This window comes from Pantoea sp. UYEF8 (assembly GCF_040546285.1).
GTDB classification, from domain to species: domain Bacteria; phylum Pseudomonadota; class Gammaproteobacteria; order Enterobacterales; family Enterobacteriaceae; genus Pantoea; species Pantoea brenneri.
This window is the reverse complement of record NZ_JBEPNM010000006.1, coordinates 122,434-145,245: the sequence shown is the minus strand read 5'-3', so window position 1 is coordinate 145,245 and position 22,812 is coordinate 122,434. Positions and strand designations below refer to the sequence as shown.

Sequence of the window (22,812 nt, the reverse complement as noted above, 5' to 3'; positions counted from 1 at the left end):
GTGAGCCGCTCCGCCTTGATCAAAACCACCGATAGATATTACTGTTTATTCATACAGTATTTATCAAAGGAGGATTATCATCATGGCGCGCAACAGCGATATCAAAGGTGCCTTTTTACAGGCCATAAGCAGAGACGGCAGGGGCCGGCAGGTAGTCACCACCGGTACATTTCAGCGAAACCTTGAGGCGGTAAATCACATATGGACGCTGCAACAGTGCAATCAGTGGATACGTCGCGAACAGAACATGTTCAGAGAGCTGATTACCGATGGCGGTGAAAACCGCACGTATGCGCTGATGAACATGGGATATGTGAGGTAGCTATGGGATTTCCATCTCCTGCGCAGGACCATGTTGAGCACCGCCTGAGCCTGAATGACATTCTGATGCCTAACCCGGCCAATATGATGCGCATTGAAACCCCGGAAGGGTTTGTGCTGGTTGACCGCTCCATCCCTCCTAAGCCTGGCGACAAGGTTGCATTCCAGTTTGAGGATTACCCGCAGATTGGGAAATTGTTCCCCAGCGGCATCATCACTCAGGACGGCGAGACGATCGACGGAAAGGGACTTGATGGGGTAGTGGTGCTGGGAAAGGTAACGGCGGAGGTTCTCGCTGTGTATGAGCCTTACCGGCCGACTATCTGATGGGACAGATTTGAGACACGCAAAGGTAGGTGCGCTTGGTGGGGCATGTATGGGGCAAAAAATTACCGCAAAACGATGTTACTACCTGCTGAGTAGTTAGTCGCTTTGCGGTAAGCATCTGCTTTAACCGTACTTAAATCCTACTTCCTGCAATTTCCTGTTTCTACTAAGCCTCATCGACAGCGAGCAGTAGTGGAAATAGGTCTGCATCACGCTGGTGACGTCGTTATCAAAGTTGCCAAACGATTTCATCAGCCAGGCGATGGCGGCGTTGCGGGCGGAATGCTCAAACTCAGAACGGGCGACGTGGCGGTCATAATTGATATCGGGCTGCTGACTGAGCTGACGCACAATCTCCAGCATCCGCTGACGCGGGGCGGTCAGGCGCGTTTCCAGCAGGTCGCAAATCACCAGCGCACCGGCGTTGATAAACGGATTACGCGGCTTGCCCTGTTCCAGCTCCAGCTGCACCAGCGAGTTAAACGGCTGACCCGAAGGTTCTTTGCCGACCCGCTGCCAGATTTCACTGTCGTCATAGCGGGTCAGCGCCACCGTCAGCGACAGGGCTTTGGAGATCGACTGGATCGAAAAGCGCGTTTCGGCATCGCCCGCCTGATACAACGTGCCGTCGCGCAGACAGACGGCAATGCCTAAATGATCGGCGGCGACTTCCGCCAGCGCCGGAATGTAATCGGCTACTTTTCCCTGATGCACCAGAGGACGTACCTGGTCCAGCACCTCCTGCAGCAGCTCATTACTCAGTTCGGACACGCACGCTTCTCCCGTCAATGAAAACTGGCCGGATGATGCGTGTCAGCGGCCAGTGAATCAAGGCTAATTTACTGCCATTGTGAGCCATGCAGAACCGCAGAGTCAGCTGATGGGCTTTGACTGCGCGGCCAGCGGTGCCAGCAGCATCTGCAGCAGGCTTAGTCCGGTCAGCACAGTGAACGGTAAGGTCCAGTTACCGCTGTAATCATGCAGCACGCCAAAAAACAGCGGGCCGAGCGCCGCCAGCGCATAACCGACACACTGAGCCATCCCCGATAACTGAGAGGCCTGACGATGGTTGCTGGCCCGCAGATTAAACAACGACAGGCAAAGTACCAGCGAGGCACCTGCGCCCAGACCGGCCAGCGTCAGCCATGCGAACGCCGCCTGCGGCAACATCAGCAGGCCAAGCATGCCGAGGAAAATGGCGCCAGAGGCGATAAAGGCGGTCAGCCGGGCATCTTTCACCCGCTTCAGCGCCACCATACAGCCGAGGTTGGCGACGATCGCTATCGCCTGATACCAGAACAGCAACCAGCCAGCGGTCGCCTGACTAAAGCCACTGGCCTGGGCATACAGCGTGAACCAGTCAATCAGGGTATAGAATGCCAGCGATTGCAGCGCCATGAACAGCGCAATCTGCCAGCCGCCGGGCGACCGCCAGGGATGACGATGCGCGACCGTCTCTGACGAGGTCGGCAGCGTGGTGACGTGACGGCGTAACAGTGGCAGCCAGGCAATCAGCGCTATCAGCCCCGGCAGCGCCCAGACCACCAGCGACAGACGCCAGCCCGCCGGTGACAGCTGGCTGAGCGGCACCGCAACGCCTGAGGCCAGGCTGGCGGTAATCGACATCGTGGCGGCATAGAGACCGATATATTTGGCGGTCTGGGCGGTGAAGTCGCGCTTTATCAGCGGCGGAAGCAGCACATTGGCCGCTGCGATGCCGGCACTCAGCAGCAGGGTTCCGCCCCATAACGCCGCTTCGGCAGGTAGCCAGCGCAGCAGCGAGCCCAGGGTAATCAGGCACAACGCGCCCCACAGGCTGCGCTCCAGCCCGATCCGATTGCCCAGCCAGGCTGCCAGCGGTGCCAGCAGGGCAAACAGCATCAGCGGAATGAAGTTAAACAGGCCCGCCTGACCGGCACTGAGGCCGAACGTCAGGCGGATATCCTGCAGTACCGGGCCAACGGCGGTGATCGGTGCGCGCAGGTTGGCTGCGGTAAGCAGCAGTACAAACAGAAAAAAAGCGGTGCCAGAAAACCGCGAATGAGATTTTGCAGGATGTTGAACAGGGGTCATCAGAATGATCATCACAGGCAGCAGTGCTGCGGGGGCGTTGGTTGACGTTAACGCTTACGCATCAGATTTGATGTCTGGGCGTTACTCTACTGACCACGCTGTGAAGTGTAAAGCCTTGTTATCAATTCATATTTGCGCCGTCACGCTTTAAGCCACCTGCAGGCTATTGTGACGCAGCAGGTGGCGGCGTAGCGCTTCAGTGAAATTCAGGTTCCGGGAAGTGGCCGCAGTCGTTTTGACTGGGATTGGTACCGGGCGGGCAGGTTTGCTGGCGGGTTTCACCGGCAGGAACCGGTTTTTCGCTGCCCCACGGTGAGCTGCAGGCAGTTAAGGCAGTGACCACAATGATCAGGCTGAGAAAACGCATATCCGCTCCTTGTTGGGATTATCATGAGCAAACAAACGTCGGTGGCCACGTTTAGCCGGCCAGAGGCGTATTACCTGAGTGTGGTGGGAAAGGCTAAATTGTCAATTAAAACAGGGCAAACATCAGTGCGACCGGGAAACTCATCGGCCAGGTAGCGCCGACTAAAAATGCACTCAGCAGCTTAATGCTCAGCTTATCTTTAGCAATAAAGAAGGTGATCAGCGTAGCGACCAATGCAACAACGGCATAAAAAATTAGCATACCCTGGTACAGTGTCATTGATATCTCCGCGGCGTCATTAAGGTTTTCGCTGCGCATGATGCGGATTTTTGTGATCCAGATCAAGTCGAACGCTGTTAAAAATCTAAAGTAACGGCATGCTGTAGCTGATGTTTTGTGGGTGGACGTAGGCGTGATTAATGGGCGATTTCAGCCTGAAACCGGCAGGGATGAAAGCAGCTCAGGCGTTGCGGGCAGCGGTTGATCACCCTGCTGGTCCCCTGGCGAAACAGCAGGTCCGGCTAAACCGCGCGGAGCAATAATATACCCTTTCACTGCCTGCATCATGCGGCAGTCATGTTGCAGTCACCGTACCCTGCAGTTCCGCCGGCCAGCTTGATGCCAGTGCCGGAATCGTCCAGTGTGCCAGTCTGTGTAATCTGTAACCTCACTCGATGCAGGCCGGGCGGTTGACAGCCGAACTGTCTGATTTCTGTCTGTCAGAGGGCGAAATTCCCCACAGCGCCGATTGCTGTGCAACACTTCCTGATGAGCAAACTGACCCATTCAGAAGAGGAAAAACCATGACCCGGTTCGTAATGAACAAAAAGGATGACCTTGTCGACAGCGCGCTGGATGGCATGATCTATGCCAGTCCGTGGGAAAATCTGGTGCGGCTGGCGGTTGCGCCACGGATCCGTATCGTGATGCGTAAGGACTGGAAAAAGCAGCAGGTCGCGCTGATTTCCGGCGGCGGATCGGGCCATGAGCCGGCGCACGTCGGGTTTATCGGTAAAGGTATGCTGACGGCAGCGGTCTGCGGCGATGTGTTTGCCTCGCCCAGCGTCGATGCGGTTTATAACGCCATCATTAATCTCACCGGAGAGGCGGGCTGTCTGTTAATCGTCAAAAATTACACCGGTGATCGGCTCAACTTTGGTCTGGCGGCGGAGAAAGCGCGCAAGGCCGGCTTTAAGGTCAATATGGTCATTGTGGGCGATGATGTCGCGCTGCCGGAGAATCCGCAGCCGCGCGGCGTGGCCGGTACGCTGCTGGTGCACAAAGTAGCGGGTTTTGTCGCCGAACGCGGTGACGATCTGGCGGCGGTGACCGGGGCGGCGGAATCGGCCAGCCAGGCGATCTCGACCATGGGCGTCGCGCTGTCGAGCTGTCATCTGCCTGATGAGCAGACGGCACAGCGGGTGCCGGAAGGCAGTGTCGAAATGGGGCTGGGTATCCACGGTGAACCGGGCGTGGACGTGCTGAAAACCCAGAACAGCGAGCAAATCGTCCAGCATCTGCTGGAAAAAGTGATGCAGAAGGGCGATGCGCAGCAGCCACGGGCGCTGCTGGTGAACAATCTGGGCGGCATGTCGGCGCTGGAGATGAGTCTGGTGACCCGCGATCTGATCGCCTCGCCGCTGAGCCAGCAGGTCAACTATCTGATCGGGCCTGCACCGCTGATGACGGCACTGGATATGAAAGGTTTCTCGGTGACCAGCATGATCCTGACCCCGCTGTTTGAACAAGCGATTTGCGCGCCGGTCGAAGTCACCGGCTGGGTTAACGCCGTCAGGCTGAGCGCGTTGCAGCCGGTGACAGCCAAAAAGCAGGTGACGGAACATCCGGCCACGCCGTCGGAAAACCCGGCGGTCGCCCGCATAGTGAATATTCTGTGTGAAACCCTGATCGCCTGTGAAAGTGAGCTGAACCAGCTGGATGCGCAGGTGGGCGACGGTGATACCGGATCGACTTTCGCCGCCGGTGCCCGTCAGATCCAGCGCGAATGTGCCGACAACCAGCTACCGCTCAACGCGTTACCCGATCTGCTGGCGGTCACCGGTGAACGTCTGGCGACGGTGATGGGCGGTTCCAGCGGCGTGCTGATGGCGATCTTCTTTACTGCCGCCGCGCAGCAACTGGCCGCGGGCGAGGCGCTGCCCTCCGCCCTGCAACAGGGACTGGAAAAAATGAAGCAGTATGGCGGCGCGCAGCTGGGCGATCGTACCCTGATCGATGCGCTGCAACCGGCTATCGAGGCGATGGTTGCCGGCAAATCACTGGCGGAGGTGGCGGAAGCGGCGCAGCAGGGCAGTGAAGCCACTGCCAGCATGGGTCAGGCCAAAGCGGGACGGTCTTCCTATCTCAACAGCGATAACCTCAACGGCGTGCCCGATCCGGGTGCGGTGGCGGTGGCGCGAGTGTTTGCCGCTCTGAGTAACGGTTAACGCGACAGGCGCGGTTAAGTAAGTAATCGCGCCTGTAAAAAGGCCAGAAACTGACGGTTTACTTCGCTGCGCTGACGGTGCTGCGGGTAAACCGCATTCAGCGCCAGCGATGGCGGATGAAAAGAGTCCAGCACCGTCACCAGTTCACCACGCTGCAGCGCCGGACCGACGATAAATTCCGGCAGCAGCACCAGCCCCAGGCCCGCCAGCGCCGCGTCACGTAATACTTCACCGTTATTGCTCACCATCGGTCCCTGTACCGCCAGCAGTTTTCGTTTGCCGCTGACCTGCAACTCCCAGCCATTCTGACCTTCACGGCCATAGCGCAGACAGGCATGTTGCAGCAATTCGTCCGGCTGTTGTGGCGTTCCGGCCCGGGCTAAATAGGCCGGGCTGCCACAAATCACCCGTTTCAGTTCGCCTAACGGACGGGCAATCAGCGTGGAGTCGGCCAGCGCGCCGATGCGGATCGCCATATCCACCCCTTCGCCAATCACATCGACATAGCGGTCAGCCAGTTCAATCTGGAACTGCAGCGCCGGATGCTGACTGAGAAACTCGGCGATCAGCGGCGAAAGATGATTCATCCCGAATGACATCGGCAGGTTGATACGAAAACTGCCGCGCAGGATCTGACGCTGTTCCGATACCGCCAGCTCCGCTTCCTGAATGTCATCGAGAATGCGCTGGGCGTGCTGAGCAAACAGCGAACCGGCATCGGTCACCGACAGTTTGCGGGTGTTGCGAACCAGCAGTCGTGCGCCAAGCGACGCTTCCAGCGCGGCCATCCGACGGCTTACATACTGCTTCGATAACATCAACTGGTCAGCCGCGGCGGTAAAATTACCGGCATGAATGACGGCGACATAAATCCGGAGGTCTTCGATCTGCATAAGGTCTGCTTTCTGGTGACCCTGCTGCGCACGGTCACTGATGAGGGATCATAAGCGTTAACTTATAACGATTAACGCGTCAAAGGACAACGTAGCGCTGAGGCGAGCAGTTATTCGGGTAGATAGCGGGTTAAAAACCGTTAAATCGTGCAAAACAGTTATATTTAACAGGCAGCATTCGGCAGCAGACCGTTAATCTGCCGCAATTTACCCTGATAATGACCCTGTAAAGGAGTGGCTGGTGAAGAAATTACTCTGTGCAATGATACTGGCGACACTGCCTGCAACCACCCTGGCAGCATCCGTGTTTACCCTGCAATCCAGCGACTTCAGCGATAATGCGCTACTGGATAAAAAATTTGCCGGTGCTAATAAAAGTAATCCGGCCTGCACCGGCGAAAATATCTCACCGCAACTTAACTGGTCTGCCTTACCCGCCGGCACCCGCAGTCTGGCGCTGCTGATCACCGATCCGGTCGGTGCCAAAGGGCTGGGGGTGACGCATATGGTGGCGTATAACATCGCACCGACGCGCAGCGCCTTTGCGCAGGGCGAGCTGACGCAGGGCAAAGGCTATACCGGCGGCAAAAACACCCCCGGCACCGCTCACTATTATGGGCCGTGTCCACCGGCTGGCAGCGGTCTGCACCACTACAATTTTGTGTTGATCGCTACCGATCTGCCGGCGGGACAGTTAAAAGCGGGATTAACCCAGACGGAATTGTTGAGCCAGCTCAAGGGACACGCGCTGGGCGCGGCCAGTACCGTGGGTCGTTTCAGTAATGAATAATCCGGCGTGAAGCTGTTCCCGCAGGCGTATCAGCCCTGCGGGAACAGCGGCGGTCACTCGGCGCTGAACATCTCGCGGATGCGCTGAGCGATGTAAGCCGTATGGGTTTCCAGCGCAAAATGGCCGCTCTCCAGCATCTCAACCACTGCCTGCGGATTATCCCGTTGCCAGGCCGCCGCGCCAGGCGGAATGAAAAACGGATCGTGCTTGCCCCATATCACCAGCGTGGGCGGCTGCTGCTGACGGAAGAAGGCCTGAAAGGCGGGATAGAGCTTCAGATTACTGGCGTAATCCAGAAACAGCGCCAGCTGAATCGCTTTATTGCCGGGGCGATCCATCAACAGTGTGTCGAGGGTATAGCTCTCCGGTGCGATCAGCTGAGGATCGCTGACGCCATGCAAATATTGCCACTTAATGCCTTCCGGCGTCAGGATGGCGTCGCGGATCACCTTGCCATTTGCTTCACTCGGATTGTCCCAGTAAGCCCGCACCGGTGCCCAGGCGTCACCCAATCCCTCAAGATAAGCATTGCCGTTTTGTGAAATCAGCCCACTGACGCGTTCCGGATAGGCCAGCGCCAGTCGCAGCCCGGCAGGCGCACCGTAATCGAACACATACATCGCATACCGTTCCAGCCCCAGAGCATCCACCAGGGCAGTCAGCGTCTGGCCGAAGGCATCAAAGGTCCATTGATAATTGCGTTCCGCAGGAACGTCGGTAAAGCCGAAGCCGGGCAAATCAGGGGCGATAATGTGGAATTTATCGGCCAGCAGTGGAATCAAATCGCGGAACTGATGGGAGGAAGTGGGGAAGCCGTGCAGCAACAACAGGACAGGCAACGCGGGATCACCCGCTTCACGATAAAAAATATTAACGCCGTCGGCCTGCTGATAACGGTATGAGATCGGGTGCGGTTGAATCGACATAGTCTGCTCCTGTAACTGTTAAAATGGATTTTAGTGGTTACCTGAAGATCATTATGCGCCAGTTATGTAACCAGTAAAGACATATTTAAGAGGTTACAAAAAGCCATGGTAACTGTTCAAAGGTGATTTTATCGGTTACATTAAGCGCAGATAAGGGTGTCGGGACAGGATAAAAAGATGGCGAACAAACAATCAATCAACCCGCAGGGCCCGTGGTTTCTGGCCGATCATCCGGCGCTGGATTTCATCAATACGCTGGCGTTAGTTGACGGCCAGCCGCACGATTTCTGGCAAACCGATGGCGATGTTGAGGCGTGGCTACAGCAGGCCAGGCTGGCACCGGATACGCCCCACGGCCGCTATGAAGTGGGCGCGCTGTTGCAGGCGGCGCGGCAGTTACGGCAGATTATTCGTGATGCGGTGCAGCAGCGTAAAGCGGGCGCTGCCGTTGATCCGCAGGCGCTCAATGCTTATCTCAGCGAGGCGGACAGCCATCTGCAGCTGGTTAATGACGATAACGGTGCGCTACAACTGCGGCGGGTCTATGCGGATCACACTGCGGCGCAGCGGCTGGGGCAGGTCGCGGAACAGGCCGCGACGTTGCTGACCGGGGAAGAGATGAGCCGGATACGGGCCTGCGAACATCCGGCCTGTATCCTGTGGTTTTACGATCGTACCAAAGCGCATCGTCGTCGCTGGTGTAGTATGGCGCTGTGCGGAAACCGGGCTAAAGTGGCACGGTTCAGGCAGCTGAATCCGGCGGGAAAGTAACGGACGGCAGATAAAAAAACACCCTGCAAAAGCAGGGTGTGGGTCAGGTTATTTAGCGGGTGCCGCTGTGGGCTTAGAGCGTTTACGCAGCTTATCAATCAGGCGCTGCGCTTCCGCTTTGGTTGCCACTGCGGGTGACGAACCGTTCAGCGGCTGGCGGGCGGTTTCATGCACCGTGAGGATAGTAATCAGACCAATCACGCCGGCACCCATCATGTAATAAGCGGGCATCATGTTGTTTTTGGTGGTATCCACCAGCCAGGCGGTGATCAGCGGCGTGGTGCCACCGAACAGCGAGACTGACAGGTTGAAACCGATCGCCAGTGCGCTATAGCGAATGTCAGTGGTAAACAGCGCTGGCAGGGTAGAGGGCATAGTGCCGCTAAAGCAGGTGTGCAGCACGCCCAGAATCAGCAGTCCGCCGAATACCGCCCACATATTGCCGGAACCGATCAGCATAAAGCTGGGGATCGCCAGCAGAATCAGACCGACCGCGCCAAAACCAATCACCGGACGACGTCCGATGCGGTCCGTCCAGCGACCCCACAGCAGCGTCAGCGGCATCATCACAAACATCGCCACCATCACCAGCAGCAGGCCGCTCAGTTCAGGCAGGCCCAGCACGCCGGTCAGATAGCTCGGCATGTAGGAGGTCAGCATGTAGTTGGAGACGTTAAACAGCAGCACCAGGCCAATACATTTCAGCATCGGTGCGCGGTATTTGCTCAGCATCTGCATCAGCGTCAGACGCGGCTTGCTCTGCTCCAGCGCCTCCTGTTTTTCCATGTGCTGCTGGAATGCCGGCGTCTCTTCCAGTTTCAGACGGACATACAGCCCAAACAGGCCGAGTGGCGCGGCGATAAAGAACGGTACGCGCCAGCCCCATGACATCATCGCGTCATTCGACATCAGGGTCGTCATCACCGTCACCAGGCTGGCGCCCAGCAGGTAACCGCCGATGGTGCCAAACTCAAGGAAGCTGCCCATAAAGCCACGGCGTTTATCGGTGGAGTATTCGGCGATAAAGGTTGCCGCACCGCCATATTCACCGCCGGTGGAGAAGCCCTGAATCAGACGCGCCACCAGCAACAGGATCGGAGCCATGATCCCTATCGACGAATACGCCGGGATCAGCCCGATACAGAAGGTGCCGATCGACATCATAATCATGGTCATCGCCAGCACTTTTTGTCGGCCGATTCGGTCGCCAAGCGGACCGAACACCAGACCCCCAATCGGGCGCACCAGGAAGGCGGCAGCAAAGGTACCAAAGGTCGCGATCAGCTGAACCGCGTTATTGGCATCCGGGAAGAAAACTTTGCCGATAATCACGGCGAGATAGCTGTACACGCCAAAATCAAACCACTCCATCGCATTACCCAGCGCGGCAGCGCCAACGGCACGCTTCAGCATGTCGTTATCGATCACGGTAATGTCATCAACAGTCAGCTCTTTTTGCTTCCTGTTCCAGAAGTGCTTCTTTGGATGTTCAGACGATGAGTTTCTAGTGTCCATATTCTCCTCAAGTGCTTCAATGAAGGAGTCTTATAGCTTTCGCAGCCGCAAAATAATGTTCAGAAGAAACCGTGGAAATGAAAGCTATAAGAAGCCGAATAATATTTAAGTGAAGCGGCAAGTAACCGCAGCCGCCAAACCTTAGACCATTATTGTAAGTTATTGCAAGTTTTCGGGGGAAATAACCGCAATTCTTGACAAATGCAGCACGCTGCGCTTGTTCATCGGTTCTTACGCTTATCAATATTTTGTTACCTGATTGGAGAATTTATTATCAGAATGGCTGGCGCTGATTATTATTATTGCGGCTCGCGTCAGCCAAATAATTTCAGCGCTGCGATGCGATCGAGGGCACGCATAATTAAATCCGTCTCTGCCGTCAGGCTGATGCGAATATAGTGCTGACCTGCCGGGCCAAATCCTTCGCCAGGCGCAACCAGCAGATGCGCCTGCTCCAGTAGCAGGGCGGCAAACTGCTTGCCGGTCATGCCTCGCGGGGCCGCCAGCCAGAGGAAAAAGGTGCCCTGCGCGGCGCGTACCGGCCAGTGCAGTGCGGCCAGTTTAGCCAGCACCTGCACCCGCCGCTGATGCCAGCATTCGGTCAGCTGCGCGATCTGTTCAGACGGCAGTCCCAGTGCGGTGATGGCCGCATCCTGCACTGCGCCAAATACCGTGCTGTAACTGTGGGTGTGCAGCTTTTTAAACGCCGCAATAATCGAGGCATTACCGACCGCAAAGCCGACCCGCCAGCCCGCCATCAGAAAGCTTTTCGACAGGGTATAAACTTCCACTCCCCAGGCTTTGGCGTCGGGTTGGGCCAGCAGGCTGATCGGCTGCTCGCCGCGCTGACTGCCGACGGTGGCATAGGCGAAGTCGTGCACCAGCGGAACGTGATGCTGGCGGGCGAACGCCAGCGCATCAGCAAACAGGTCGGGCGTCGCCAGCGCACCGGTCGGGTTATGTGGATAATTAAGCAGCAGCAGTCCGGCACGGGCCGCTATCTGAGGCGGAATGCGGCTGAAATCGGGCAGAAAAGCGTTGCGTTCCTCCAGCGGAATGCCATAAAAGTCGGCATTCGCCTGGCGCGCCGCAGAGCGATAAAGTGGATAGCAGGGATCGGTTGAAATCAGCACCTGGCCCGGATTCAGCAGGGCGCGCGGCAGGCCGGTGACCGCAATGTGCGCCCCCTGAAACACCGCGACTTCGCTTTCAGCATCGAGCGTCACGCCATACTGGCGCTGATAAAAGGCGGCAATAGCCTGGCGCAGCGCCGGTTTGCCCCAGAAAGAGGGATATTCATGATTATCAGGCTGCGTCACTGCCGTCTGCAGTGAGTCAATTATCGCGGGCGGCGTCGGCTGACGCGGGCTGCCTGACGAGAGATCGATTAACGGCAGGCGCGGATCATCCACCTGCGCTGCCTGCTTTTCTAACCGGCTGAAAAGGTTTTCCTCCAGCCCTGCTACCAGTTCTGATGCTGCAAACTCCGCCATAATGTCCCCGAAAATCGCCTGCTAAGCGGCAGAGCATGACACAGCCGGGTGATCAATATTTAGCAGAAATAACGCTATCGATTGCCGTTAAATGAATTTCCAGCAGGCAACTATCGTTAGCATAAAAAAGCCAAAGCGACGGGCGGATTTTAACTATTCCTGGTTATCGCGGCTGTGATTAAATCGATTTTTCTCACAATAATGAAGAAGGTTTTTTTATGCGCATCAGTGTTAAGGGAACGCTTTATTTACTGGCCGCCGCCGTAACGTTAATTTCTGCCGCCCAGGCAGCCGAAGAGAAAGTGATTCGGATTGGCTTTAATCCCGGACCGTATAAAGAGCAGTTTGAACAGGGTGTCGCGCCCTGGTTAATTAAGCAGGGATATAAAATCGAATATAAAGATTTCAGCGATGGTATTCAGGTTAATGACGCGGTACACCGAGGGTCGATTGACGCCAATATCATGCAGCATCCGGTCTATCTCAAATCGGTGAATGACCGGCTCGGCATAGATAACGTCGGCATTGTTCAGGTGCCGACTCCGCCGATGGGGCTCTATTCTGAACGGGTTAAACAGCTGCCAACCCCGACGCCGGGCACCACCGTCTCGGTGCCTAATCAGCCCTCTAATGAATATCGCGCGGCGCTGCTGTTGCAGAGCATCGGCTGGCTGAAGATCAGCCCTGACAGTGACGCAGCGACCTTTTCACAGAAAAATATCAGCGACAATCCGTATAAAATCGTGCTGAAAGAGATGGACAACGCGCAGCAGGTACGCGCACTGCCAGACGTCGATTTTGGCGTGATTCAGGGAAATTTCGCCGTATCAAGCGGCATGAAACTGAGTTCAGCGCTGAAGCTGGAAGCGCCGACCAGCCAGTTTATTAACGTGGTGACGGTAGCTGGTAAAAATAAACAGGCGGCGTTTGCCCGCGATATTATTGCCGGTTATCACTCCCCGGAATTCAGGCAGTATATTGTCAGCCAGCCAAAATATAGCGGCTATCTGCTGCCAGACTATTTCAAATGAGTCAGCCGGCTATTGTCTTCCGCCAGCTGAGCAAAACGTTCTCGCGCAATGGCGTTGAGGTTCGGGCACTGGATAACATCAACCTGACCATTAATCAGGGGGATATTTTTGGCGTCATTGGCACCAGCGGTGCGGGAAAAAGTACCCTGCTGCGAATGATTAATCATCTGGAAACGCCGACCGTGGGCACGGTTGAGGTGCAGGGTGAAGCGCTGCACGGCATCAGTAAATCGCGCTTAATCCAGATTAAAAAGCAGATCGGCATGATCTTCCAGCACTTCAATTTACTGAATGCCAGAACGGTGTTTCACAATGTGGCTATCCCGCTGATTTTACAGGGACGGGATAAGGCTTTTATTCGCGCACGGGTCGACGAGCTGCTGGCGTTCGTCAACCTGAGTGACAAAGCCCACAGCTACCCGGATGAACTCTCCGGCGGCCAGAAGCAGCGCGTCGGGATTGCTCGCGCGCTGGCAACCAACCCGGCGATCCTGCTGTGTGACGAAGCCACCTCAGCGCTGGACCCGCAGACCACGGTTCAGATCCTGTTGCTGTTACAGGAGATCAACCAGCGTTACGGCATCACTATCGTTCTGATTACCCATGAAATGTCGGTGGTGCAGAAGATTTGCAACAGGGTGGCGGTGATGGCGCAGGGCCAGATTGCTGAACAGGGCGACGTGCTGGCGGTGTTTGCCGATCCGCAACAGCCGGTCAGCGCCAGTTTCGTGCAGTCAGTGATCCACGATCGTCTGCCACAGCAGACGCTGGCGCTGCTGAGCCAGCAGCCGAACCTGCAGTCGCTGCGGCTGGAGTTTGTCGGCAGCACCGCCCAGCAGCCGATTATTCATCGGCTGATCCGGCACTACGCGGTGGAGGTCAACATCCTGTTCGCCAATATGTCCGAAGTGCAGAGCACCATCCTCGGCTTCATGATCGTGCAGCTCAGCGGGGAACCGGCGCAGATCGCGGCGGCGAAGGGTTTTCTGACGGAAACAGGAGTGAAAATCAGCCATGTCTGATCTGTTTGAAACGGCGGTGACCGGCGACCAGTTTCTGATCGCCTTGCAGGACACTCTGGTGATGGTCAGCGTATCGCTGGGGTTTGGCGCGCTGCTCGGCCTGCCGCTCGGCGTGATTCTGGTGATTTGCCGTCCCGGTGGCATCATGCCGCACCGGCTGGTGCATCAGATACTGAATCCGCTGGTGAACATTATCCGTTCGCTGCCGTTCATTATCCTGCTGATTACTATTCTGCCGCTGACGCGCCTGCTGGTGAATACCACCATCGGCACGGCCGGGGCGATCGTGCCGCTGGTGATTTTTATTGCGCCCTATATTTCGCGGCTGGTGGAGAGCGCGCTGCTGGAGGTGGATGAGGGCATTCTTGAATCCGCCAACGCCATGGGGGCCACCACGTTGCAGACCATCTGGTACTTCATGCTGCCGGAAGCCGCCTCGTCGCTGGTGCTTGCCCTGACCACCGCCACCATCGGATTGCTGGGTGCTACCGCTATGGCCGGAACGGTCGGCGGCGGCGGGATCGGGGATCTGGCCATCACCTACGGCTATCAGCGCTTTGATGCCTTTGCCACCATCACCACCGCGCTGGTGCTGATCGTTATCGTTCAGCTGTTACAAACCCTGGGGACGCGCCTGTCGCGTCGTATTCGCCGCGAGTAGCCGATGAAAAACAATGATTTAGCTGTGATGCACTGGGGCACCTATCACGTCACCACCGAACAGGGACGGCTGACGGCGGTCAGACCGGTGGCGTGGGATCGTAATCCTTCTTTGATCGGCCAGTCACTGCCGGAGGCGGTACAAGGCAACAGCCGGGTAAAATATCCGGCGGTGCGGCTGGGTTATCTGCAGGGCAAGCCCGCGTCGCGCCAGTCGCGCGGCAAAGAGCCGTTTGTTGAGGTGAGCTGGGATCACGCGCTGCGGCTGGTGGCAGACGAGCAGGCACGGGTACGACAGCAGCACGGCAATCAGGCGATTTACGCCGGGTCATATGGCTGGTCGAGCGCCGGACGTTTTCATCATGCGCAGAGTCAGCTGCATCGCTTTTTTAACGGCTTTGGTGGCTATACTGCCAGTACCAACACTTACAGTATTGCCGCCGGTGAACGCACCTTGCCGCATATCCTCGGCGATCTGGACACTCTGCAACGTCAGCACACTCACTGGCCGGTGCTGGCGCAGCACTGTGAGCTGTTTGTGGCCATCGGCGGGCTGCCACTGCGTAATGCTCAGGTGAATGGCGGCGGAGCCAACGATCACGCGCTGGCGCACTGGCTGACCACGTTGCGCCGCAACGGCACCCGCTTTATCAATATCAGCCCGGTCAGAAACGATCTGTCGGCGGTAGCGGATGCGGAATGGCTGGCGATTCAGCCGGGTTCCGATACCGCCCTGTTGCTGGCGATAGGTCAGGTATTGATTGCCGAATCCCGTTACGACGCCCGCTTTGTTGCCCGCTGCACGGTGGGATTCGATCACTATGCCGCTTATCTGAGCGGCGCGTGGGATGGAGTGGTCAAATCGCCGGAATGGGCCGCGCCGCTGACCGGCCTGCCGGCGGCGCAGATCCGCCAGCTGGCACGGCAGATGGCGGAATGCAAAACAATGATCAATATTGCCTGGTCGGTGCAGCGTGCGCGGCAGGGCGAACAGGCTTTCTGGGCGGCGGTGGCCACTGCCGCGCTGCTGGGTCAGATTGGCACGCCGGGGGGCGGGCTGGGTTTTGGCTATGCTTCGACCAATCTGGCGGGGGCAGCACGGCGTCAGTTTTCCGGTCCGCGACTACCTGCCGGTCACAATCCGGTGCAGCAGAACATTCCGGTGGCGCGTATTGCTGACATGCTGCTGAACCCCGGCGGTGGCTACGCGTTTGATGGCCAGCAGCGGACCTATCCCGATATCCGCCTGGTCTACTGGGCGGGCGGCAACGTTTTCCATCACCATCAGGACCTGAATAAGCTGGTGCGCGCCTGGCAACAGCCAGAGACCATTATCGTGCATGAGCAGTTCTGGACCGCGCAGGCAAAGTTCGCCGATATTGTGTTGCCCGCCACCACCTCGCTGGAGCGCGAAGATATCGGCAGCGCCAGCAATGACGGTTTTATCATCGCCATGCCGCAGCATCTGGCACCGCTGGCGGCATCGCAGTCTGACTATGCGATTTTTGCCGCCCTGGCGCAGCGGCTTGGCTTTGCTGACCGCTTCACCGAAGGACGCGATGAACGGCAATGGTTAGCGGCAATCTACGATCAGGCCCGACCCCGCGCCGCAGAGCAGGGCATCACGCTGCCCGACTTCGAGACGTTCTGGGCGAGCGGCAAGCTGGAATATCCGTTACCTGACACGCCGCAGGTGCTGTTGCAGGCGTTTCGTGACGATCCTGAAGCGGCACCGCTAACCACCCCGTCAGGCCGGATTGAGCTGTTTTCGGAGACGGTCGCCGATTACGGTTACGCCGAAGCGCCGGGTTTCGCCTGGTGGGACCCGGATGAATATCAGGCACAGCAGCAGGAGAAGCAGCAGTGGCCGTTGCATCTGCTCTCCAGCCAGCCGCGTACCCGACTGCACAGTCAGTACGATCATGGCCGCATTAGCCAGCAGACTAAGATTGCCGGACGGGAGCCGCTATGGATGCATCCGGATGACGCCAGCCCGCGCGGCATTGGCGAAAACAGCATCGTGAAGGTGTTTAATGCGCGCGGAGCGGTGCTGGCGGGCGTCCATCTGACGCGGGATATCCGGCCTGGTGTCGTGCAGATGTCGACCGGTGCCTGGTATGACCCGCTGGAGCAGGACGGCGAGCTGCCGCTGGATAAACACGGCAATCCCAACGTGCTGACCCGCGATTGTGGCAGTTCACGGCTGGGGCAGGGATGCAGTGCCCAGACCTGCTTTGTCGATATCGCGCTTTATAGCCAGCGACTGCCTGTTATTACCGCCTGGCAGCCGCCGGAGTTTGTTCACTGGCCGGCAGAATAATCGTTGAAAATTGAGCGGCTTAAGAATAATCGGGATATTCCCGCCGACTGAATATCGATAGCAGGATTAGTTGGTAGTTAAACACCCGGTGAACTGGCAAGGTTAATTCATTCCATGCCAACAGGGTGTCAATAATGAGTAAGATAGCGCCGTCAGAATTACCGATAATTGATTTCGCGTTATTGTCCGGTAATAAACAGCAGCAACAACAGTGTCTGGAAAAATTAGGCCAGGCAGCACGTGATGTCGGCTTCTTTTATTTAATTAATCACGGTATTGATGCTGAATTATTAAATGCGGTACAGCGCGTTGCCCGGGATTTTTTTGCGCTGCCCGAGCAGGAAAAATTATCGGTACAAATGGCCAACTCGCCCCATTTCCGCGGCTATAACCTTGCCGGTGTGGAAATTACCCGGAGCCAGCCTGACTTCCGCGAACAGTTTGATATTGGTGCAGAACGCGAAGCTCTGCCGGTGACCGCCGATTCACCCGCCTGGCAGCGGATGCAGGGACCCAATCAGTGGCCCGCCGCGCAGCCCGAGCTGCAAACGGTGGTGACCCGCTGGCAGCAGGAGATGACCGCGGTTGCGCTGGAGCTGCTGCGGGCCTTTGCCGAGGCGCTGGATCTGCCGCGTCACGCCTTCGACAATCTGTATGGCGACTACCCCAACGAGCATATCAAACTGATCCGCTATCCCGGCCGCACCGATGGCGAGTCACGCCAGGGCGTGGGTGCGCATAAAGATTCCGGTTTCCTGACGCTGCTGTTGCAGGACGACCAGCCGGGATTGCAGGTTGAGGTCACGCCTGACCACTGGATTGACGCATCGCCGTTGCCTGGCGCTTTTGTGGTGAATATCGGTGAACTGCTGGAGCTGGCCACCAACGGCTATCTGCGTGCCACCGTACATCGGGTGGTGTCGCCTCAGCAGTCCAGCGAGCGGTTATCGATCGCCTTCTTCCTCGGTGCACAGCTTGATGCGGTGGTGCCGGTCTATCAGCTGCCGCCTTCACTGGCGCAACAGGCACAGGGACCGAGCAGCGATCCGCTTAATCCGCTGTTACGTGAGGTCGGCTGGAACTACCTCAAAGGGCGCTTACGTTCCCATCCTGAAGTCGCGCAGCGTTTCTATCCCGAACAACTTCAACACTCATAATCCTAAGAGAAAAATGATGATCAAAAAGCGCGTTTTAGCCCTTGCCGGGCTGACTTTACTGATTGCACAGAGTTTACAGGCGGCACCTTTACGTGTGGCCGCCGATCCGGTGCCGCACGCGGAAATTCTGGAATATGTCAAAACACTCGATCCGAAACTCGATTTTAACATCGTCGAGCTGAGCGGAGGCGTTAATGCCAACGAGCTGCTGGCGTCCGGTGACGTTGACGCCAACTACTTCCAGCATCTGCCTTATCTGAGAGATCAGGAAAAAGCGCTGGGGAAAACCTTCGCGGTAGCGGCCAGCGTGCACATTGAGCCGCTGGGCATTTACTCCCATAAAGTGAAAAGCCTGTCGGCCCTGCCGCAGGGAGCCAACATTGCGGTGCCCAATAACACCACCAACCTGAGCCAGGCGCTGTGGCTGTTGCAGGATAAAGGGCTGATTAAACTTGGCGCGCAGGGCGAAGCGGGTTCAACGCTGGTGACACCGAAAGATATCAGCGACAACCCGAAACAGATCAAAATTATCGAGATCGAGTCACCGCAACTGCCGCGGGCGCTGGATGATGTCGATGCGGCGGTCATCAACGGCAATTACGCGCTGGAGGCGGGACTGACGCCAGCGAAAGATGCGCTGGGACTGGAGTCTGCCAGCCACAATCCTTACGCCAACCTGCTGGTTACCACGCCAGCGCTGGCAAAAGATCCGCGTATTCTGCAACTGGCGAAAGATCTGCGCTCGCCACAGGTGGCCGACTTCATCCGTAAAAACTATCACGGCTCGGTGATACAGGTAGCGGACCCGCAGCATGATTAAACTCTCCCATCTCAGTAAACACTACCCCGGCGCGGCGACCCCCGCGCTGGATGACCTGTCGCTGACCATCGAAGAGGGAACGATTTTTGGCATTTTAGGCCGCAGCGGTGCCGGAAAAAGTACCCTGCTGCGTTGCCTGAACCGGCTGGAAAGCCCCTCCAGCGGCCAGATTGAGATCGACGGTCAGGACATCGCCGCCATGAGCCTGGCGCAGTTGCGCCAGCAGCGGCAGCAGATGGGCATGATCTTCCAGCACTTCAATCTGCTGCACTCGCGCAATGTACACGACAACATCGACCTGCCGCTGGAGATCGCCGGCGTGCCGGCGGCGGCGCGGCGTCAGCGGGTCAGCGAACTGCTGCAACTGGTCGGGCTGGAGCACTTTGCCCGCGCCTGGCCGTCGCAGCTCTCCGGCGGACAGAAGCAGCGGGTCGGCATTGCCCGCGCGCTGGCCGCCCGACCGCGTTATCTGCTGTGTGATGAAGCGACCAGCGCGCTCGATCCTGAAACCACCGGCTCGATTCTGGACTTACTGGCTGATATCCAGCAGCAGCTCAATATCACTATCGTATTAATCACCCACGAAATGACGGTGGTCAAACGCATCTGCGAAGGTGCCGCGCTGCTGGAGCAGGGGCGGCTGGTGGAGAGTGGTTCCCTGAGCCAGATCATGTCACGTGAAGAGGGACGCCTGCGGCAGATGCTGCTGCAGGATGGCGCAGCGGATCGGGCATTTATCGAGAAATATCAACGTGGAGCCGTAACACGATGCGTAGCCTGACCAGCGAACGTTTTCAGCAACTGCTGCTGAACGCCACCGCAGAAACGCTTTACATGGTGCTGCTGGCCGCGCTCTTTACTGTGGCAATCGGTTTGCCGGTCGGGGTCGTGCTGTTTCTGACCCGCCCGCAGGGCATTCTGCCTAACCGGGGCGTGTCATGGCTGCTGAATGCACTGGTTAACATTGGCCGGGCGCTGCCGTTTGTGGTGCTGTTGATCGCGTTGATTCCGTTTACCCGCTTGCTGGTCGGCACCACGCTGGGCAGCACGGCGGCGATCGTGCCGATCACCCTGGGCGCTTTTCCCTTTTTTGCCCGCATCGTCGAAAACGCGCTGGATGAGGTGGATCGAGGACGGATTGAAGCGGTGGTATCGATGGGCGGCACCCTGTGGCATATCGTCAGCCGCGTGCTGCTGCCGGAAGCCTTACCGGCGTTGGTGGCGGGCATTACCCTGACGATTGTGATGCTGATTGGCTTCTCGGCAATGGCCGGTGTGGTCGGCGGTGGGGGATTGGGCGATCTGGCGATCCGTTACGGTTATCAGCGTTTTGATAACCAGATTATGGCCGCCACCATCGTGGTGCTGCTGGCGCTGGTGATGCTGATTCAAAAACTGGGCGATCGGCTGGTCCGCTCGCTGGCCTATCGTCGCTAAGGGGGATTGATGTTTCGTGTGATGTCGCCGAAAGGCTATCTGCAACGTCCCGGCCTGCGGGCAGAGGTGGGTGAAATCATCCGGCCGCTGGCCACACATATTCACATCCTGACCTCGCCGCGCGCCTGGCAGGCGGTCAATCCGCAGCTGAGTATCAGCCTGGAGCGGGCCGGCATACGCTGGCAGCTCGACGTTTTAAACGGCGAATGTACCGATGCGGCGATTGCCGGGCTACAGCAGCAGGTGCAGACGCACGGCGCATCGCTGATTCTGGCGATTGGCGGCGGGCGGGTGCTGGACTGCGCCAAAGCGGTCAATGATGCGCTGCCGCAGGTCCGGCTGGTTAACATGGCGACCGTAGCAGCGACCTGTGCGGCCTGGTCACCGCTGGCGATTATTTACAATCAGCAGGGCGGTCATCTGCGCAGCCAGCCGCTCAGCAGCATGCCGGAGTGGATTCTGGTCGACAGCGAGGTGATTGCCGCCAGCGATGTACGTTATCTGCGCGCCGGAATGGTGGATGCGCTGGCGAAATGGATTGAGTTTGAACCCTATCAGCGGCAGACGCCGCATCAACTGGCACTGGATTTGAAAGTTAACGCCGCCAGGCAGGCGCTGGAGTGGTGCGATCGCTGGGGCGAGGAGGCGGTGGCAGCCAACGTCGCGCAGCAGGTGACGCCCGCGCTGGAAAAGATTATCGAAGCCAATATTGTGCTGGCCGGGCTGGCGAACAGTATTCAGGACAGCCTGGCCACGCCAGGATTTGCTCATGTTATTCATGACCGTCTGACGTATCAGCCTGAGCTTCACCACTGGCTGCACGGTGAAAAAGTCGGCTTCAGCCTGCTGGTACATTCTCTGATCGAGCAGGATAACGGGCAGGTCGAGCCGACGCTGTTATCGCTGCTGCGGCGTTTCAACAGCCCGCTGACGCTGCCCGCCGGGATCGACGACGCTACGCTGCAACAGATCGCCCGTGAGATTCATTTCCCCGACGCCAGCCTGGCGGATCTGCCCTTTACTATCGACCCGTACAAGCTGGAACAGGCGCTACGGGCGACCGCGACCTTTAAACCGTAAATGCGGTCTGCACCATTGCCGGTAAACATCGCTTGCTAACCTACTAATCGTAACCTACCTTTAGTAACTTAATAGTGATGAAGGAGGTGACGACCATGCACGCATTAATTGTGACGGCCCATCCCGATCGGGATGCACATACTCACCGCGTTGCGGAGCAGCTTGCGCGCGGCATCATTGCCAGCGGTCAGCATAGCGTTGAACAGGCTGACCTGGCGGCTGAAGGGTTTGATCCGCGTTTTACTCTTCATGACGTGCGGCAGTTTAAAGGCCAGGCTGCTTCGCCGCCTGATGTGCTGGCTGAACAGCAGCGGGTGGATCGCGCCGACGCGCTGGTACTGGTCTATCCGATCTACTGGTGGTCATTTCCGGCGCAGCTAAAAGGCTGGATTGATCGGGTCTTTACCCAAGGCTGGGCTTACCAGGAGCAGGAAGGGAGGATAGTGAAACGTCTCGGCCATCTTCCGGTTCATCTGCTGGCGCTGGGGGCGGCCGATACGCGGACTTATCTGCGGCACGGCTACTTCGCCAGCATGCGCAATGAAATTGAGCACGGCATCTTCGATTACTGCGGCGCACCGGTGGTGACCAGCGAACTGTTGCTGACCGGCGATGAGGGCTATCCTGAGTCGCACTATCAGCAGGCCCGGCAGTTGGGTCAGCGTTTGTTTGTCGATCGGAGATCTCATGACCAGTGAAAAGTCCGCCAGGCCGCGCCTGTCGCGTGAAGCCCGGCGCAGACAGTTGTTAGACGTTGCATGGCAGTTAATGCAGGCCGAAGGCAGTGATGGCCTGACGCTGGCGCGGGTCGGTGATGCCGCCGGGGTCAGTAAGCCGGTGGTGTACGACCACTTCACAACCCGTCATGGTTTGCTGGCGGCCCTGTATGCTGATTTTGATCGTCGCCAGACCGAACTGATGGAAGCGGCCATGCGCGCCGCGTCACCGCGGTTGCAGCAAAAAGCGGCGGTGCTGGCCGCCTGTTATGTGGATTGTGTGATGACGGAGGGACGTGAAATCCCTGAATTGTTATCAGCACTCAGCACCTCGCCTGAACTTGCCGCCGTTAAACGTCATTATCAGCTCGACTTTATTGCCCGCTGTCAGCAGTGGTTTGCGCCTTTCAGCGGCGAAAACCGGATTGCTGACGCCGCAATGTGGGGAATGCTGGGGGCGGCAGATGCGATAGCCGGCGCGGTGGTACGCGGCGATATCAGTCAGGCAGAAGGTGAGCAGACATTAACCGCGATCATCCTGGCGCTGGTGGCAGGCAGCGGCGGGTCCGGTTGCTGACAGCATAAAAATGGCGGCCCGCAGGCCGCCTAATCCTCAACCACAACGGATGTTGTGTAAGCAGTGGCA

At 57.7% G+C, this 22,812-nt stretch carries 23 protein-coding genes and 1 pseudogene; 16 read left to right on the top strand and 8 right to left on the bottom strand.

Features of this window, described 5'->3' with window-relative positions:
* Nucleotides 1–82: 82 nt before the first annotated feature.
* Entirely contained in the window at nucleotides 83–322 is a 240-nt protein-coding gene (locus tag ABIB18_RS13465; RefSeq protein WP_354474337.1) for a hypothetical protein, read from the top strand.
* Nucleotides 323–324: 2 nt separating this feature from the next.
* Nucleotides 325–648: a LexA family protein gene (locus tag ABIB18_RS13460; RefSeq protein WP_233987923.1), complete on the top strand. Its 324-nt coding sequence runs from the start codon at nucleotides 325–327 to the stop codon at nucleotides 646–648.
* 174 nt (nucleotides 649–822) lie between these two features.
* Here the strand turns inward: ABIB18_RS13460 and glsA are convergent.
* The 4 genes and pseudogenes from glsA to ABIB18_RS13440 form a co-directional block, all read right to left on the bottom strand.
* A pseudogene (gene glsA, locus ABIB18_RS13455) lies at nucleotides 823–1,419 on the bottom strand (glutaminase A); the annotation flags it as partial.
* 102 nt (nucleotides 1,420–1,521) lie between these two features.
* Nucleotides 1,522–2,721, bottom strand: a complete 1,200-nt coding sequence (locus ABIB18_RS13450) for a CynX/NimT family MFS transporter (protein WP_089562310.1) — start codon at nucleotides 2,719–2,721, stop codon at nucleotides 1,522–1,524.
* Between the two features lie 196 nt (nucleotides 2,722–2,917).
* Complete coding sequence (locus ABIB18_RS13445) at nucleotides 2,918–3,088, bottom strand: hypothetical protein (protein ID WP_162836823.1); 171 nt, start codon at nucleotides 3,086–3,088, stop codon at nucleotides 2,918–2,920.
* A gap of 105 nt (nucleotides 3,089–3,193) precedes the next feature.
* The gene (locus ABIB18_RS13440; RefSeq protein WP_008924737.1) at nucleotides 3,194–3,367 is read right to left on the bottom strand and encodes a GhoT/OrtT family toxin; all 174 of its coding nucleotides are present in this window, start codon (nucleotides 3,365–3,367) and stop codon (nucleotides 3,194–3,196) included.
* Nucleotides 3,368–3,891: 524 nt separating this feature from the next.
* Between ABIB18_RS13440 and ABIB18_RS13435 the strand changes: the two genes are divergently transcribed.
* Nucleotides 3,892–5,535 (top strand): dihydroxyacetone kinase subunit DhaK, encoded by a 1,644-nt coding sequence (locus ABIB18_RS13435; protein ID WP_031377554.1) that lies wholly within the window; start codon nucleotides 3,892–3,894, stop codon nucleotides 5,533–5,535.
* A 14-nt stretch (nucleotides 5,536–5,549) separates the two neighbouring features.
* Here ABIB18_RS13435 and ABIB18_RS13430 read toward each other — a convergent pair whose 3' ends face one another.
* Complete coding sequence (locus tag ABIB18_RS13430; RefSeq protein ID WP_069729146.1) at nucleotides 5,550–6,428, bottom strand: LysR family transcriptional regulator; 879 nt, start codon at nucleotides 6,426–6,428, stop codon at nucleotides 5,550–5,552.
* 241 nt (nucleotides 6,429–6,669) lie between these two features.
* On the opposite strand from ABIB18_RS13430, the gene ABIB18_RS13425 reads away from it, so the two are divergent.
* The gene (locus tag ABIB18_RS13425) at nucleotides 6,670–7,218 is read left to right on the top strand and encodes a YbhB/YbcL family Raf kinase inhibitor-like protein (protein WP_084227873.1); all 549 of its coding nucleotides are present in this window, start codon (nucleotides 6,670–6,672) and stop codon (nucleotides 7,216–7,218) included.
* Between the two features lie 53 nt (nucleotides 7,219–7,271).
* Here the strand turns inward: ABIB18_RS13425 and ABIB18_RS13420 are convergent, their stop codons facing one another.
* Nucleotides 7,272–8,144, bottom strand: coding sequence for an alpha/beta fold hydrolase (locus ABIB18_RS13420; protein ID WP_069729148.1), 873 nt, complete (start codon nucleotides 8,142–8,144; stop codon nucleotides 7,272–7,274).
* 177 nt (nucleotides 8,145–8,321) lie between these two features.
* Here ABIB18_RS13420 and ABIB18_RS13415 point away from each other — a divergent pair, with 177 nt between their 5' ends.
* A complete protein-coding gene (locus tag ABIB18_RS13415; RefSeq protein WP_069729149.1) occupies nucleotides 8,322–8,915 on the top strand; it encodes a CGNR zinc finger domain-containing protein in 594 nt (197 codons plus the stop codon).
* A gap of 48 nt (nucleotides 8,916–8,963) precedes the next feature.
* On the opposite strand, the gene proP is transcribed toward ABIB18_RS13415, so the two are convergent.
* Together proP and ABIB18_RS13405 are read right to left on the bottom strand one after the other, a co-directional pair.
* Nucleotides 8,964–10,430: a glycine betaine/L-proline transporter ProP gene (gene proP / locus ABIB18_RS13410; protein ID WP_046289299.1), complete on the bottom strand. Its 1,467-nt coding sequence runs from the start codon at nucleotides 10,428–10,430 to the stop codon at nucleotides 8,964–8,966.
* A gap of 314 nt (nucleotides 10,431–10,744) precedes the next feature.
* Nucleotides 10,745–11,923, bottom strand: a complete 1,179-nt coding sequence (locus ABIB18_RS13405; protein ID WP_354474332.1) for an aminotransferase class I/II-fold pyridoxal phosphate-dependent enzyme — start codon at nucleotides 11,921–11,923, stop codon at nucleotides 10,745–10,747.
* A 218-nt stretch (nucleotides 11,924–12,141) separates the two neighbouring features.
* Here ABIB18_RS13405 and ABIB18_RS13400 point away from each other — a divergent pair, with 218 nt between their 5' ends.
* The 11 genes from ABIB18_RS13400 to ABIB18_RS13350 all read left to right on the top strand — a co-directional run bounded on the left by ABIB18_RS13400 (nucleotide 12,142) and on the right by ABIB18_RS13350 (nucleotide 22,743).
* A complete protein-coding gene (locus ABIB18_RS13400) occupies nucleotides 12,142–12,954 on the top strand; it encodes a MetQ/NlpA family ABC transporter substrate-binding protein (RefSeq protein ID WP_046289300.1) in 813 nt (270 codons plus the stop codon).
* Nucleotides 12,951–13,976 (top strand): methionine ABC transporter ATP-binding protein, encoded by a 1,026-nt coding sequence (locus ABIB18_RS13395; protein WP_354474330.1) that lies wholly within the window; start codon nucleotides 12,951–12,953, stop codon nucleotides 13,974–13,976. The genes ABIB18_RS13400 and ABIB18_RS13395 overlap by 4 nt, the downstream gene beginning before the upstream one ends.
* The gene (locus tag ABIB18_RS13390) at nucleotides 13,969–14,637 is read left to right on the top strand and encodes a methionine ABC transporter permease (RefSeq protein ID WP_031377548.1); all 669 of its coding nucleotides are present in this window, start codon (nucleotides 13,969–13,971) and stop codon (nucleotides 14,635–14,637) included. The genes ABIB18_RS13395 and ABIB18_RS13390 overlap by 8 nt, the downstream gene beginning before the upstream one ends.
* Nucleotides 14,638–14,640: 3 nt before the next feature.
* Nucleotides 14,641–16,956: a molybdopterin-dependent oxidoreductase gene (locus tag ABIB18_RS13385; RefSeq protein WP_354474328.1), complete on the top strand. Its 2,316-nt coding sequence runs from the start codon at nucleotides 14,641–14,643 to the stop codon at nucleotides 16,954–16,956.
* A 134-nt stretch (nucleotides 16,957–17,090) separates the two neighbouring features.
* Nucleotides 17,091–18,113 (top strand): isopenicillin N synthase family dioxygenase, encoded by a 1,023-nt coding sequence (locus ABIB18_RS13380; RefSeq protein WP_069729150.1) that lies wholly within the window; start codon nucleotides 17,091–17,093, stop codon nucleotides 18,111–18,113.
* A gap of 16 nt (nucleotides 18,114–18,129) precedes the next feature.
* Nucleotides 18,130–18,933 carry a MetQ/NlpA family ABC transporter substrate-binding protein gene (locus tag ABIB18_RS13375; protein ID WP_354474561.1) on the top strand — a complete coding sequence of 268 codons (804 nt, stop codon included), beginning with the start codon at nucleotides 18,130–18,132 and terminating at the stop codon, nucleotides 18,931–18,933.
* Nucleotides 18,926–19,714 (top strand): methionine ABC transporter ATP-binding protein, encoded by a 789-nt coding sequence (locus tag ABIB18_RS13370; protein WP_052720620.1) that lies wholly within the window; start codon nucleotides 18,926–18,928, stop codon nucleotides 19,712–19,714. Before ABIB18_RS13375 ends, ABIB18_RS13370 begins: the two co-directional genes overlap by 8 nt.
* Nucleotides 19,702–20,370 carry a methionine ABC transporter permease gene (locus ABIB18_RS13365; protein WP_031377713.1) on the top strand — a complete coding sequence of 223 codons (669 nt, stop codon included), beginning with the start codon at nucleotides 19,702–19,704 and terminating at the stop codon, nucleotides 20,368–20,370. Before ABIB18_RS13370 ends, ABIB18_RS13365 begins: the two co-directional genes overlap by 13 nt.
* A 9-nt stretch (nucleotides 20,371–20,379) precedes the next feature.
* Nucleotides 20,380–21,450 (top strand): iron-containing alcohol dehydrogenase family protein, encoded by a 1,071-nt coding sequence (locus ABIB18_RS13360; RefSeq protein WP_354474325.1) that lies wholly within the window; start codon nucleotides 20,380–20,382, stop codon nucleotides 21,448–21,450.
* A gap of 95 nt (nucleotides 21,451–21,545) precedes the next feature.
* Nucleotides 21,546–22,148, top strand: a complete 603-nt coding sequence (locus tag ABIB18_RS13355) for an NAD(P)H-dependent oxidoreductase (protein ID WP_046289302.1) — start codon at nucleotides 21,546–21,548, stop codon at nucleotides 22,146–22,148.
* The gene (locus ABIB18_RS13350; RefSeq protein ID WP_031377711.1) at nucleotides 22,138–22,743 is read left to right on the top strand and encodes a TetR/AcrR family transcriptional regulator; all 606 of its coding nucleotides are present in this window, start codon (nucleotides 22,138–22,140) and stop codon (nucleotides 22,741–22,743) included. Before ABIB18_RS13355 ends, ABIB18_RS13350 begins: the two co-directional genes overlap by 11 nt.
* The last annotated feature ends 69 nt before the right edge of the window (nucleotides 22,744–22,812 follow it).